Genomic DNA, 14921 nt, shown 5'->3' with positions numbered 1-14921 from the left:
GGTAAAAACGGGCTAAAAATATTTCTTTTGCGCGGATAATACTACCAAGAATCCGTCGCACACCCCTGCACTTAGGCTCGTTCGACGGCCCCCGCCGCCATGTTCGCAGCCAGCTCGGCAGCCGCCGCATCCAGAGCCATCATCGACGCAGCTTCCAGGATCACCGAAGCCACCGAAACGGCCATCGCATGGCACACGCTGGCCAGCAGCTCAGAGGAAACTTCCTTGCGGCCACGCTCCAGCTCGGACAGGTAGCCCGGGCTGACATTTGCCAGCGAGGCCAGCTGCCGCAACGTAAAACCGTTATTGGTGCGGTATTCCTTCAGGGTCGCCCCCAGCGCCTCCCGCAGCAGCGGTTCGTCCGCGGGCATCCGCTCGGCCGGACGCTCCACCGCAACCGTATCCATGACCATAGTATTGTGACTCATCAATCATCCCAACGTCTCGGGCGGCGCATTTGTTCCCGCCAGTTTACGCGCTAGCCATTTCCAGCGCGCGGTTTACGCTGAACTGGCGAATTTTCGCACGCAACTGCGCCGCATCCAGCCCTGCGAACTCTCCTTCGTTAACCAGCCGCACATACTCTGCGTACAGGTTTTCCACTCGCGCCCCCCGCGCACTGTCGTAGACGGCTATGAAGACCTCTCCCACCGGGTGCCCATCCTGCGGGTCGGGCCCGGCCACGCCCGTCAGCGCCACGCCAACATCTGCTCCGCAACGCCGCGCCGCCCCCTTTGCCAACTCCGCCGCGGTCTCCGCCGCCACCGGTCCGTGCGCGCGCAGGGTTTCCTCGCTCACTCCCGCCAGGTCGTGCTTGAGTTCTGTTGCATAGACAATGACGCCACCGCGTAGGACCGCCGAAGCCCCAGGCACCTCTGCAATCGTGGCCGAGCACAGACCTGCGGTTAGGGATTCTGCCGTCGCGATGGTCAGCCCCCGCCGGGTGAACTCCCGGACCAGGTGTTCGGCGGCAGGGTTCACCGTCATTTAAGCGTTTTCCTTGCGCGAGTCCAGAATGTACTGCACGCCGGTGACAACGGTCTGCACCACGGCCACACCCATCACGATCACAGCGATGGTCTGCACGACCCCGCCGAACGGCAGGATGTAGAGGAACACCGCCAGGGTCTGCAGAACCGTCTTCAGCTTTCCGCCCTTGGAGGCCGGAACGACGTTGCCCTTGCGCGCCAACACCATGCGCCAAACGGTAATGCCCAGCTCGCGTACTACGACAATCGCGGTGACCCACCACGGCAGCTCGCCCAAAATGTTCAGACTGACGAAAGCGGAGATCATCAGTGCCTTATCCGCGATCGGGTCGGCCAGCTTGCCGAAGTCGGTGATGACCTCGTAGCGCCGAGCCAGGTAACCGTCCAGCTGATCGGTGAACATCAACAGGCTAAAGGCAAGCAGCGCCCACCAGCGGTGAGCCAAATCTGGTTCGGCCCCCGGCACTTCCCAGTCCCCGGAGGTCAGAATCAGCCAGAGGAACACCGGGATCAGAGCAATGCGAATGCACGTGAGTACATTCGGCAAGCTCACGCTGTGGACGAAGGTGCCGAACGAAGATCGCGGTGCTGAAGTGTTCACAAGTACCTATCCTACCGTGGAGCTCTTTTCGTTTTCGGCCTGCTTCTTCTTGCCGACCGTCATGCTCAGGACCGTGGTAACCACCAGCACGCCGACGATGACGATAAGCGACAGCTCCACGGAAACCTCAGGAACGGCAACTCCCTCGCCGCCGTTGATAAACGGCAGGTTGTTCTCGTGCAGCGCATGCAGGATCAGCTTGGTACCGATGAAGGCCAGGATGATGAAAAGGCCGTAGCCGAGGTACACCAGGCGTTCCAGCAGGCCGTCCAGCAGGAAGTACAGCTGTCGCAAGCCCATCAGAGCCAGAGCGTTAGTCGTGAACACGATGTACGGTTCGCTGGTAATGCCGTAGATGGCAGGGATGGAGTCGAGGGCGAACAACACGTCCACGAAGCCGATGGCCACCAGGGCGATGAAAAGTGGCGTCAAAACCCTCTTGCCGTTTTCCTTAAACCACAGACGGTCCGACTCGTAGTGATCCGAGACATGGATAAACTTCCGGGTCATCTTGATGACCATCATGTCCTGCGGGTCCTTCTCTTCCTCGCCAGAGACCTCGTCCCACAGCAGCTTCGCCGCGGTCCACAGCAGGAACAGGCCGAACAGGTAGAAGACGTCAGACCACGCCTCGATGATCGCCGCACCCAGGGCGATGAAGATACCGCGCAGGATCAGTGCCAGCGCAATGCCGATGAGCAGGACCTTCTGCTGGTACTTGCGGGGGATCTTAAAGGAGCTCAGGATAAGCGCGAAGATAAAGAGGTTATCCATGCTCAAGGCCTTCTCGGTGATGTAACCGGCGAAGAACTCCAGGCCGTGCTGGTGCGGGTTACCCGGCTCACCCCAGGTCAGCCAGAGGAAACCGCCGAAGAGGCAGGCGAGAGCCACGTAGAACAGGCTCCACAGCGCCGACTCCTTGATGCTCGGCTCGTGGGGTGTTTTGACGTGGCTGTAGAAATCGAAGACAAAGAATCCGGCGACCACCAGGATGGTGATGGTCCACGTTAAGGCATTTACTTCCATGGAAAACCTCCGGTCGATAAAAACTCATCACTAAATAGACCGGAGGTCTCCCCCGCCCGTTCCATGAAAGTTGCGGGCCGACATGACCGGGAGGTTCGCGGCTTCACCGCAACCTGCCGTGCTGACGATCAATGTCGAGGGCACCAAGCAAGCTTGGCGTTAGGGTACTCCCCTCCAACTGCCGACTACTCTACACCCGCCAGAGGCCGGCTGCGCCATAGGGGCTACACGGCTCCGCTCGGCGGGTTGGCCGCGACCACGCGCGTCCCGTCATCGCCGGAATCATCGCCGTCGTGAACGCCTTCGGCCCCCTCGGCATCTGCCTCTATGACTTCCTTGGGTGCGTCCTCGGGGTTCGCGCCCTTGATCATCCAAAGCATCGTGTCGAGCTCCTCGGGCTTCACCAGCACCTCACGTGCCTTCGACCCCTCGGACGGCCCGACCACTCCGCGGGTCTCCATCAGATCCATCAGGCGCCCGGCCTTGGCGAAGCCGATGCGCAGCTTGCGCTGCAGCATGGAGGTAGAGCCGAACTGGCTGGTGACCACCAACTCCACTGCCTGCAGTAGATCCTCCAGGTCGTTGCCGATGTCCGGGTCGATGTCCTTCTTCGCCTCGGCGGCCTTGTCCTCGGTGACACCCTCGGTGTAGTCGGGCTCGGCCTGGTCCTTGGCGGCTTCCACGACGGCGTTGATCTCCTCGTCCGTCACGAAGGCGCCCTGAATGCGCTGCGGCTTGCCCGCACCCTGCGGGATGAACAGACCATCGCCCATGCCGATCAGCTTCTCCGCGCCGCCCTGGTCCAGGATCACGCGGGAGTCGGTCGAGGAGCTGGTGGCGAAGGCAAGACGGGAAGGAACGTTCGTCTTGATCAGGCCGGTGACCACGTCCACCGACGGGCGCTGCGTTGCCAGCACCAGGTGGATACCGGCGGCGCGCGCCTTCTGGGTGATGCGCACAATCGAGTCCTCGATCTCGCGCGGGGCGGTCATCATCAGGTCGGCCAGCTCGTCGACCACGCACACGATGTACGGGTACGGGCGGTACTCGCGCTCCGAGCCCAGTGGGGTTGTGATCTCGCCGGACTTAACCTTGCGGTTGAAGTCCTTGATGTGGCGTACGCGGCTGGCCTTCATGTCCATGTAGCGCTGCTCCATCTCCTCTACTAGCCAGGTCAGGGCGGCGGCCGCCTTCTTCGGCTGGGTGATGATGGGCGTAATCAGGTGCGGGATGCCCTCGTAGGGGGTCAGCTCCACCATCTTCGGATCCACCAGGATCAGGCGTACCTCGTCCGGCGTGGCGCGGGTCAGCAGCGATACCAGCATGGAGTTCACGAAGGCAGACTTACCGGAGCCAGTGGAACCCGCCACCAGCAGGTGCGGCATCTTCTGAATCGAGTGGGCCACGAAGTCGCCCTCGATGTCCTTGCCCAGGCCGATGACCATCGGGTCGGCATCACCGCGCACCTTAGGTGCCTCCAGCACGTCGCCGAGACGCACCATCTCGCGGTCGGTGTTGGGCACCTCGATGCCAACTGCGGACTTGCCCGGAATTGGCGTCAACAGGCGCACGTTGTCGGTGGCCACCGCGTACGCCAGGTTGGACTGGAGGTTCGTGATCTTGGAGACTTTCACGCCTGGTCCGAGCTCGACCTCGTAGCGGGTCACTGTCGGTCCGCGGCTAAAGCCCGTGACCTGCGCGTCGACTTTGAACTCCTCGAACACATCGGTGATCGCCTCGATCATCCGGTCGTTCGTTTCGCTGCGGGTCTTCGGCGCATCGCCGTTGAGCAGCAGGTCCGTCGACGGCAGCGCGTAGTCGCTGTCTTCCTTCTTCGTTGTGGCTTTCTCTGCGACCTCATCTGTGACGCCCTCAGCCACATCCTCTTCCAGCTCCGACTTCGGCGTAGAAGCTGGAACCGCGGCAGCGTCGATACCCGAGCGGGCGATGATGGCCTGTCGCACCGAGTCACGGGAGTCGGCTACGGGGTCCCGCTTGGGCTCCGGCTTGGACTTTACCTGGGGCTCCGGGTCGTCGTCTTCCAGCAGCTCTGCGACGTCCTCCACCTGTGGTGCAGGCTTCGGCTGGGTGCGCTTCGGCTGTGTGCGCTTCGGCTGTGTGCGCTTGCGTCGCTGCGGTGTGCGGGAGGCCGCAGTGTCGAGCACCAGGGTCTCATTGGAGTCAGCCGCGTCGTCTACGCCGCTCCCCTGCTCCTCCACCGGGTAGTTGTCCATCGGCGTCCGGCGGGCGGCGCGGGTGATCTGACGATCGACGTGGCCATACTGATCGTCCTCGTCAACGTCGTTGGATTGGTTTTCGTAGTCGGCGTAATCATCGTTACCGCGACCATCGCGCCAACTGCCCACTCCCAGGAAGTCCGCTGCGAGGGTGTAAATCTGCTTCACCGTCAGCCCTGTGAGCTGCAGCGCGCCGTACACAATGGCCAGCAACAGTAGAGGAACGGCCAGGTAAGCACTAAAGCCAACGGCCATCGGCGTACCGATAGCCTGGCCGACCAGACCACCCGCGCTCGCCTTCCCGGCGCTGTCGGTGGGCTGACCCGCGAAGATGTGAATGAGTCCCAGCATCGGCAGCACCACCAGCGCAGAGCCGATCCACAGGCGGGCGGTAGAACGCTGGGTGCGCTCGATGCCAACCATCAGCACCCAGGCGGCGAAGGCCATGGCGATCGGGACTACGTATCCGCCCGCGCCGATGATCCAGGTGAGAATTCCCGCAATGCCGTTGCCCACGGCACCGCCCACTCCAAACCACAAGGTTCCGGCCAGGATCAAAGCCACCGCGAACACGCCAATGGCGGCGCCGTCATAGGAACCGCCGATACGCATAGGCTCGGTGCCTTCGCGGGCATCCTGAGCACTGAAGTCGGCGTCAAAACCGTCGTCCTCGGTGTCCGGCGTCCAGCCGTCGTTAGCGCGCGCACCGCGGCCAGAGTCAAGCTTCTTTGCTTGACCATTGCGCGATTTCCGCTGTTTCTCCCGTTTGGAGATCACCTGGGTTTCCGCCTCCTCTAGCAAATCTGCATCGTCATAAGAATCAAAGTCACCTGTGTCACGGCGGGTCGCCAGGCGGCGAGTCAAGCCACCGATGCCCCGTGCCGCTCCGCTAAACGCAGCCCCCAACGAGTGGCCGACCACGCCGAAGGCGCTGCCGGTCCTCTCGAAGTCCTCGCCCCCGGCATAGCCAGAATAACCGGCACCGACCGGCGCGGCGGTTCGAGTATCTTCGAACCCACCACGACGGCTGGAGCTCGGTCGGTTGGCGTGTGCGCCCCTTCCGCGGGGCGCAGAGCTGCGAGAACGACTAGTGACAGACATGGCCACCACTCTAGTCGCACCGATCACAGTAGTCACATGAGCAACACGCGTTTTGTTCTAAAAAAATGCTCAGATTCGGCGGAAGAATATTTAGAAGACGTGTCGCTTAATGCGCGCGGTCGTGTCCTCATCCGCAGGGTTCAGAACAACGTCCACGGCACCGTCGCGGCCATACAGCCACAGCAACAGCTCCCCGGCTCCACCGCTTACCCGTACCTCGTCGGTGCTGTCGGCGCCCGCACGAACCACCGTCGGCGCAGAGGCGTCGGTACGCTCCAGAACCACGTGAATGGTCGAGGAGCGCAGGAAGAACTTCGCCATCTTCCCCACCGCCTTCCACAGATCATCTCGGGCGGACTGCGGAAGGTCGCGGGGAACGTACTCCCCTCCTCCACGGCGCAGATCCTCGTGGTGAACGAAGTTCTCGGCTAGATTGGCGTATTTGTCCGCCAGGCGCAACGGATTCCACGTCGGCGGACCGTTGCGGTACATCTCCACCAGCTCAGCATACGGCTTGGACTCGTAGTCGTGGCTGACGGAATCCAGGCGGTTAGCCAGCCCCTTGAAGAACATGCCAGCGGCGGCATCCGGACGGTACTCGCGGATAACGAGGTGGACCACCAAATCGCGAGCAGTCCAGCCCGCGCACAACGTAGGTGCGTCAGGACTGGACTGCTGTAGAAGGTTCGCCAGGGCTTCGCGTTCCGCTTGGGAGGTGTGCATGTTGTGTTCCATGCCACCCCAGCGTAGCGAAACCTTAGGCTAGACGGATTCGCGCGACTCTTCTTCCTCGAGTTCCTCGACAATCTCGGAGCTCATCGGCACGACGGTCGGCACGATCATCGGCTTGCGGTTCCACTTGTCGGAGATCAGCTTGCCCACCTTGCGGCGGATAGCCTGCGCCATGCGGTAGGGATCGTTCTCGCCCTCGCCGGCCAGGTCGATCATGACGTTGTCGACCTTCTCCTGGATCTCCTTGAGCATGTCGCGGGCGTCGTCGGAGAAGCCCTTGGCCTGCACGCTCGGGGCCTCCAGCGGACGGCCGGTGCGGTTGTCGATGACGGTGGTGATGGAAACCAGGCCGCCCTCGGACATCGCGGTGCGGTCCTCCAGGACTCCGCTGTCGATGTCGCCCATACGGGTGCCGTCGACGTACAGGTTACCGACGGTGATCTGGCCGACCACCTTCGCGTGACCATTGTGCAGGTCGACAACCACGCCGTTCTGCGCCAGCGGAATGTTGTTCGGGTTCACACCGGTGCTGATCGCCAGCTCCTTGTTGGCGCGCAGGTGGCGCCACTCGCCGTGCACCGGCATCGCGTTGCGCGGGCGGGCGGCGTTGTATAGGAACAGCAGTTCGCCGGAGTAGCCGTGGCCGGAGGTGTGTACCTTCGCGTCACGGCCCGTGATCACGGTCGCGCCTATCTGGGACAGCATGTTGATCACGCCGAACACTGCTTCCTCGTTACCCGGAACCAGGGAGGAGGACAGGATGATCAGGTCACCGTCGCGGACGGTGATCTGACGGTGCTCGCGGCGGGCCATGCGCGACAGTGCCGCCATCGGCTCGCCCTGTGTACCGGTGGTAATCAGCACGACCTTGTGCGGAGCCATCTTGGAGGCCTCGTCCATAGAGACGATCGTGCCGCGCGGGACGTTCAGGTAGCCCATGCGCTCGGCGATCTCCATATTGCGGATCATGGAACGGCCGTTGAAGGCAACCTTGCGGTTGGCCGCCACGGCGGCGTCCACAGCCGACTGCACGCGGGAGACGTTCGATGCGAAGGAGGCGATGATGACGCGCTGCTTAGCGCCACGCACCAGACGCTTCAGCGTCGGCGCGATATCAGCCTCAGAGCCGGAGACGCCCGGGGTGGTCGCATTGGTGGAGTCACACAGGAACAGGTCCACGCCCTCGTCGCCGAAACGAGACAGCGCCGGCAGATCCGTCGGGCGGCCGTCCAGCGGGGTCTGATCCAGCTTAATATCGCCGGTGTGCACCAGCAGGCCAGCCCCGGTCTTCAGGGCGATGCCCAGGCAGTCCGGGATGGAGTGGTTCACGGCGAAAAAGCGCAGATCGAACGGACCGCGGCTTTCGTGCGAGTTCTCGTCCACCTCGATCAGCTTCGGGCGCTGACGGTGCTCCTGAGTCTTCGCAGCGATCAGCGCGCAGGTAAAGCGGGAGGCGATGATCGGAATATCCGCGCGCTGCTTCAGCAGCCACGGAATGGCACCGATGTGGTCCTCGTGGCCGTGGGTGATGACCAGCGCTTCCACGCGGTCCCACTTATCGTCCAGGTAGCTGAAGTCCGGCAGGATCAGATCCACGCCCGGCTCACCAGAGCTTGGGAACAGCACACCACAGTCGATGATCAGCAGGCGGCCTTCGTACTCGAAGACCGTCATGTTGCGGCCGATCTCTGAGATACCGCCCAGCGCGACGATGCGCAGGCTGCCCTTCGGCTGCTTTGGCGGCTTCGGCAGGCGCTGCGTCAGGTCCGCGCCCTGCATGGTCTTCAGCGCGCCCTTACGGCGGTCGCCACCGCGACCCCGGCCGCGCCCCTTGCCACCACCGTTATTCCGGTTGCCGCCGTTGTTGCTGCTATTGCCGCCGTTGCCGCGGCCGCGACCCCGGGAGCGACGGTTACGGTTGCGGTTGCCGCCACCGTTGTTGTTCTTGTTGCCGCCCTTGTCGGCAGAGCCGTTGTTGTCGTTGCCGTCGGAGTTGTTGTTGGCATTGTGGTTGGCGTTGTTCTTAGCGACGCCACCATCGTTGAAAACCGTCGCAGCCTCAGCGTTGGAGACAGCGGTGTTATCCGATTGTGCTTCCGCTTCAGCGCTCGGCGGAGCGGCCTTCCGAGTAACCTTGCGGCCTCGGGAACGTTGTTCAGTCATATTTTCCCTATACCCCTGCTGCCTGCAGGTCTTGAGCCAGCTGATCCATCTCAGCGGCTGTTGGTTCGATAATGGGAAGACGCGGTGCACCCACGTCCTTCCCCTTTAGCTTCAGTGCTGCCTTCGCGAATGTCACGCCCCCGAGGCGGGCCTGTGCCTTCTGTAGCGGCTGCAGTTGCACTGCGATGCTACGGGCGGTGGCAATGTCGCCTGCGTCGAACGCATCCCTCATCTGCTTGAGCTGTCGCGTTGCTACGTGGCCAATCACAGAGATGAAGCCGGTGGCACCTGCGACCAACCAGGGCAGGTTCAGCGGGTCATCGCCCGAGTACCAAGCCAGGTCGGTGTTCTCAATCAGCTCCATGCCTGCGGCCAAATCACCCTTTGCATCCTTGACGGCGGCGATCTGTGGATGATCGGCCAGTCGGTGCAGGGTCTCCGGCTCCACCGGCACGACGGAACGAGAGGGAATGTCGTAGACGCACACTGGAATATCCACTGCGTCCGCAACGGTCTTAAAGTGCTGGTAGATACCCTCTTGGCTGGGACGGGAGTAGTAAGGAGTCACAACCAGCAGAGAGTCAGCCCCCGCCTCTTGCGATGCGCGAGACATTTCTACGGTGACAGCTGTGTCATAAGACCCGCTTCCGGCGATCAGCTTTACGCGGTCGCCGAGCTCGGATCGTACTGCTCTGAGCAGGTCAAGCTTCTCGGTCGCACCTGTGGTGGGTGATTCTCCGGTAGTTCCGGCCAAGACCAAAGAATCGCAGCCCTCATCCACGAAGTGGCCAGCAAGTGCCACGCCCGCGTCCAAGTCGATGGAGCCGTCCTTCTTGAAGGGGGTCACCATCGCAAGAGAGATAGTTCCGAAGTGCGCGGATCCCCTTGTTGCTGCGTTACCTGTACTCATGACTTCCCAGACTACCTTCCTTCACGAGAAACTCACGTATTTGGGTGTTAATTTCGGCGGGTTGTAATGGACACCCCTAAGATCCGCCATCCTTAAGATTCACCGACGTACGGGCTCGTCGCCATCTCCCCGCCGTCGTGCAACTGCGTGATCGAGAAGTCCTCGAACACGTTCGGCGCTACTTCCTGCAGTTTACGCAAGCACGCGACAGCGATCCGGCGGATCTCCGGATCCGCATGCTCGGCGGCACGCATGGCGATAAAATGCCGCCAGCTGCGGAAGTTGCCGCTCATGACGAAACGGGTTTCGATGCAGTTCGGCAACACCGCTCGGGCCGCCTGCCGTGCCTGCTTCGTGCGCAACACGGCGTTTGGCTCCTCGGCGAAGTCCTCGCCCAGCCCATCCAGGATCTCCCGGTAGGCGTCGTATGCCACATCCGCTGCCTGCAAGAATAGCTTCTTCAAGTCCTCATTGCCGGCTACCGCTTCGGGCACTACGACCCGCGCCTCGTCGGCAGGTACGTAGCGCTGCGAAAGCTGGCTGAAGCTAAAATGCCGGTGGCGCATGATCTCGTGACCGCACGAGCGAGAAACTCCGCGCAGGTACATCGAGGCACTGGCGTGCTCGAGCAGCGTGGTGTGGCCGACGTCCATGATGTGGCGGACGTACGCCGCATTCGTCGCAGTGTGCGGGTTGGGCTTGTCCCACGTTTCGTAGCAAGCCCTGCCTGCGAACTCGACCAAAGCGGCACTATCATCCACGTCAGTTTGCCAGTTCAGGTCTGGCGCTGAGTCAAAGGCGGTGTGACCCACGAGGTCGATCTGTAGGGGTGCAACAGTAGCCATGAACTAGGCCTTAGCACCGCCGTTGACATCGCCGTCCAGTCCCAGGAACTTCTCCAAACCGATGGTCAGGCCCGGGTTCTCACCGATCTTCTCGACGCCGATCATGATTCCCGGCACGAAGGACTCACGGTCGTAGGAATCCTGCTTCAGGGTCAATGTCTGTCCCTTGGTGCCGAAGATGACCTGCTCGTGGGCAACCATGCCGGTCATGCGTACGGCGTGCACCGGTACTCCCTGCACGTCAGCGCCACGCGCCCCGTCCAGGGACTGCGTGGTGGCGTCGGGCTGCTCGGCCAGCCCCGCGGCCTTACGAGCGCGCGCGATGCCTTCCGCGGTGTGCACCGCAGTACCCGAAGGCGCGTCCACCTTGTTCGGGTGGTGCAGCTCCACGACCTCGGCGGACTCGAAGAAGGGCGCCGCGATCTCCGCAAACTTCATGGTCAGCACGGCGGAGATGGCGAAGTTCGGGGCGACGAGCACCCCAGTCTCCGGGGATTCCTGCAGCCAACCGCGAACGGTTTCAAAGCGCTCTTCCGTCCAGCCGGTGGTACCGACGACGGCGTGGATGCCGTTGTTAATGCAAAACTCCAGGTTGCCCATCACGGCATCCGGAACGGTGAAGTCCACCACGACCTCAGCCTTGTTATCCACCAGCGCCTGCAGGTCATCGCCGTGGTCGATGGCGGCCACCAGCTCGTGGTTCGCGTCCGCCTCAACGGCGGCGACAACGGCGCTGCCCACGCGCCCGCGGGCACCCAAAACACCAATGCGAGTCATAGATCAATCGCTCCTTAATAGCTAGCGGCTAGTTCTCTTCGACCAGGACCAAGGAGATCTTGCCGCGGTTATCGATGTCCGCGATCTCCACCTCGAGCTTGTCACCCACCGAGACCTCGTCCTCAACGCGCTCGATGCGGCGGTCGCCACCCAGGTTGGAGATGTGGATCAGGCCGTCGCGCCCCGGCAGCAGGGAGACGAATGCACCGAAAGCGGTGGTCTTCACTACTGTGCCCAGGAAGCGGTCGCCCACCTTCGGCTGCTGCGGGTTCGCGATGGCGTTGATCTTCTCCTCCGCCTCGCGCGCGGCCTCGCCGCCGACGGCGGAGATGAACACCGTGCCATCGTCCTCGATGGTGATGTTCGCGCCGGTCTCCTCCGTGATCTGGTTGATGGTCTTACCCTTCGGGCCGATGACCTCACCGATCTTGTTCTGCGGAATGTTGATGCTGGTGATCTGCGGAGCCAGGTCGCTCATGTCATCCGGAGAGTCAATGGCCTCGCCCATCAGCTGCAGGATCTCCAGGCGCGCGGTGCGCGCCTGCTGCAGAGCCTCGGCCAGCACGTCGGACGGAATACCGTCGAGCTTGGTATCCAGCTGCAGAGCCGTCACGAAGTCGGGAGTACCCGCGACCTTGAAGTCCATGTCGCCGAAGGCATCCTCGGCGCCCAGGATGTCGGTCAGGGTGACGTACTTGTCCTTGCCGGCCTTGCCAACCTTGCCGGTCACCAGACCCATTGCAATGCCCGCCACCGGCGCCTTCAGTGGCACGCCGGCGTTGTACAGGCTCAAGGTCGAAGCGCACACGGAGCCCATGGAGGTCGAGCCGTTGGAGCCCAGAGCCTCCGAGACCTGGCGGATGGTGTACGGGAAGTCATCGCGGCTGGGGATCACGGGCGTCAATGCGCGCTCCGCCAGTGCACCGTGGCCGATCTCGCGGCGCTTCGGGGAGCCCACGCGACCGGTCTCGCCGGTGGAGTACGGCGGGAAGTTGTAGTGGTGGATGTAACGCTTCGTGGTCTCCGGCCCCAGAGAGTCGATCTGCTGTTCCATCTTCAGCATGTCCAGCGTGGTCACGCCCAGGATCTGGGTCTCGCCGCGCTCGAACAGGGCCGAGCCGTGTGCACGCGGCAGCAGCTGGACGACGATGCCCAGGTCGCGGATCGTGGTGCTGTCGCGGCCATCGATGCGGAAGCCATCCTCCAGGATGCGGCGACGCACCACGGTCTTGGTGACCTCGTTGTGGGCCGCGCGGATCTCCGCCTCGCGCTCTGGGAACTCCGGCAGCAGGTCGTCAACGCTGGCCTGCATGTTCGCGGCCAGTGCCTCGTCGCGCTCCTGCTTGTCGGCGATGGCCATGATGTCTTCCAGCGCATCCTGTGCTTCCGCCTGGACAGAGGCGAAAACGTCCTCGCCGTAGGGCGGGAACAGCTCGAATTCGCGCGTCTCGGCGTCCACAGCCTTGGCCAGAGCGTCCTGCGCCTCACAGAGCGTGGCGATAAACGGCTTAGCGGCCTCGATACCCTGCGCCACAACCTCTTCGGTCGGCGCCGGTGCACCCTCGGCAATGCGCTCGACGACGGTGTCGGTAGCGCCGGCCTCGACCATCATGACGGCAACGTTCGGCTCGCCGCTGCCCGCGCCCTTCCCACGACCGCGACCACGGCCGCGAGCGGGCTTCACCGGCTCGGTCACGCGACCGGCCACGACCAGCTCGAAAATGGCCTTTTCTTCCTGCTCGCGCGTCGGGAAAGCAACCCACTGGCCCTCCGGGTGGTCGGAATCCACGACGAGCGCCATGCGCACGCCACCCACCGGACCGGAAACCGGCAGGCCGGACAGCTGGGTGGAGGCGGAAGCGCCGTTGATGGCCAGCACGTCGTAGCGGTCCTTCGGATCCATCGACAGCACGGTCACGATGACCTGCACCTCGTTACGCAGACCGCGCACGAAGGTGGGGCGCAGCGGGCGATCGATCAGGCGGGCGGCCAGAATCGCATCCGTGCCCGGACGACCTTCGCGGCGGAAGAAGCTGCCCGGGATGCGGCCGACGGAGTACATGCGCTCTTCCACGTCCACGGTCAGCGGGAAGAAGTCGATGCCCTCGCGCGGCTGGCGGGAGGCGGCGGTGGTGGACAGCAGCATCGTGTCCTCGTCCAGGTAGGCCGTCACTGCCCCATCGGCCTGGCGGGCCAGCAGCCCGGTTTCAAAGCGGATGCTGCGGGTGCCGAAGTCGCCGTTATCAATGGTGGCCTCTACTTCCCACACACCGGCATCCGGGTCAACGAGCTCTGCTTGGATGTTCTGCTTCTTCGTACTCATAATGGAGTTTCGCAATCGCCTTTCTGCGTTACCTTGCGTTGCACTCCACGGCGGTTGCCTGTTCGTCTGGTCTTCGGTGCCGACGCCACCGACGTGGAATTTTCTTGAACTATTCGATTGGCTTTTAGGTTTTAACCGGCATCAAGACTAGCACGAAATAGCACAAACGCCCGCCACCTCGTCTTTTGAACTAGCCCCCGAAAGTTGGACTGGTTTAATTCTAGGCGGTGAGGGGTTCAAGGGTCTGATTCCGATATTGCATCGGGGTCAGGCCCTTTAGTCGTTGTTGGATGCGTTCGGTGTTGTACCACCTGATGTACTCGTCGATCGCTTGATTGAACTCTGCGACCGTGTCGAAGACTTCACCGTGGTACATCTCTGTCTTCAAGTGTCCAAAGAAGTTTTCCATGACCGCGTTGTCGTAGCAGTTGGCTTTACGCGACATCGACTGCACACCACCGTTGTCGCCGATCAGGTCACGCCAGGAGGCATGCTGGTACTGGAAACCTTGATCTGTGTGCATCATCCACCCGGGTTCAGGCGCACACGCCGCGATCGCCTTGGACAAAGAATCGGTGGTCAACGCTGTCGACGGCGATGTAGCCACGCTGTGAGCGACGATGGAGCGGTCGAACAAGTCCATCACCGGTGACAAATACACCTTGCGGCCTGCAACCCTGAACTCGGTGACGTCGCTGACAAAAACGGTATTTGGCTGATCCGGAGTGAACTTGCGGTCGAGTGTGTTGTCAGCGATGTGGCTGATCGCCCCGCTGTAGGAAACATAGGGCCTGCGTTGGCGAATCTTGGCTCGAAGACCCATCTGGCACATGAGTTTGTAGACGAGTTTGTGGTTGACCACCCAGCCCTGGTTACGCAGGTCCAGCAGCACCCGCCGGTAGCCATAGCGATGCTTGTTACGTTCGAAGCACTCCCGGATCGCGTCTTTGAGCACTGCGTACTTATCCGGTTCGTTGAGTCGTTTCTGGTGGTAAAAGAACGTCGACCGTGGGATACCAGCGGCCTCTAGGAGGTACTCCAAGCGGTGGTGCGACTTGAGGATGACAATCGCCTGGACTTTCAGGCGTGTCCCTGGTTCCTCAAGTCCCGCAATTTTTTTAAGTACGCGTTTTCCGCTTCCAACCGTGCGATCTGACGGCGCAGCTTGTCTTCTTCTGTAAGCCGCTTCGGTGCAGCCGAGCCTTTGGGTCTGCCCT

General features: G+C 62.4%; 11 protein-coding genes and 1 pseudogene. All 12 read right to left on the bottom strand.

All coding sequences use genetic code 11. The features are described from left to right. Positions 1-71: 71 nt before the first annotated feature. Entirely contained in the window at positions 72-413 is a 342-nt protein-coding gene (locus JQ46_RS09595) for a helix-turn-helix domain-containing protein (RefSeq protein ID WP_034987723.1), read from the bottom strand. Between the two features lie 58 nt (positions 414-471). Further along, positions 472-987 (bottom strand): CinA family protein, encoded by a 516-nt coding sequence (locus JQ46_RS09590; RefSeq protein WP_034987719.1) that lies wholly within the window; start codon positions 985-987, stop codon positions 472-474. Beyond that, a complete protein-coding gene (gene pgsA / locus JQ46_RS09585) occupies positions 988-1590 on the bottom strand; it encodes a CDP-diacylglycerol--glycerol-3-phosphate 3-phosphatidyltransferase (protein ID WP_034987717.1) in 603 nt (200 codons plus the stop codon). Between the two features lie 6 nt (positions 1591-1596). Then, positions 1597-2616, bottom strand: a complete 1020-nt coding sequence (locus tag JQ46_RS09580; protein ID WP_034987712.1) for a TerC family protein — start codon at positions 2614-2616, stop codon at positions 1597-1599. Positions 2617-2840: 224 nt separating this feature from the next. After that, on the bottom strand, positions 2841-5954 hold the full coding sequence (locus JQ46_RS09575; RefSeq protein WP_034987710.1) for a DNA translocase FtsK: 3114 nt from the start codon (positions 5952-5954) through the stop codon (positions 2841-2843). A 90-nt stretch (positions 5955-6044) separates the two neighbouring features. Continuing rightward, a complete protein-coding gene (locus tag JQ46_RS09570) occupies positions 6045-6689 on the bottom strand; it encodes a TIGR03085 family metal-binding protein (RefSeq protein ID WP_034987708.1) in 645 nt (214 codons plus the stop codon). Between the two features lie 27 nt (positions 6690-6716). After that, on the bottom strand, positions 6717-8849 hold the full coding sequence (locus tag JQ46_RS09565) for a ribonuclease J (protein WP_034987705.1): 2133 nt from the start codon (positions 8847-8849) through the stop codon (positions 6717-6719). A gap of 7 nt (positions 8850-8856) precedes the next feature. After that, positions 8857-9759, bottom strand: coding sequence for a 4-hydroxy-tetrahydrodipicolinate synthase (gene dapA / locus JQ46_RS09560; protein ID WP_034987702.1), 903 nt, complete (start codon positions 9757-9759; stop codon positions 8857-8859). 92 nt (positions 9760-9851) lie between these two features. After that, positions 9852-10604 (bottom strand): FAD-dependent thymidylate synthase, encoded by a 753-nt coding sequence (gene thyX / locus JQ46_RS09555; RefSeq protein WP_034987699.1) that lies wholly within the window; start codon positions 10602-10604, stop codon positions 9852-9854. Positions 10605-10607: 3 nt separating this feature from the next. Beyond that, the gene (dapB, locus tag JQ46_RS09550; protein WP_034987696.1) at positions 10608-11381 is read right to left on the bottom strand and encodes a 4-hydroxy-tetrahydrodipicolinate reductase; all 774 of its coding nucleotides are present in this window, start codon (positions 11379-11381) and stop codon (positions 10608-10610) included. 28 nt (positions 11382-11409) lie between these two features. Next, complete coding sequence (locus JQ46_RS09545; RefSeq protein ID WP_034987693.1) at positions 11410-13704, bottom strand: polyribonucleotide nucleotidyltransferase; 2295 nt, start codon at positions 13702-13704, stop codon at positions 11410-11412. Between the two features lie 220 nt (positions 13705-13924). Next, positions 13925-14921: pseudogene (locus JQ46_RS09540) on the bottom strand (IS3 family transposase); the annotation flags it as partial.

This window comes from Corynebacterium jeikeium, assembly GCF_000738175.1.
GTDB classification, from domain to species: domain Bacteria; phylum Actinomycetota; class Actinomycetes; order Mycobacteriales; family Mycobacteriaceae; genus Corynebacterium; species Corynebacterium jeikeium_C.
Note: the sequence above shows the minus strand (reverse complement) of the source record. Positions and strands in the feature narration are given on the sequence as shown.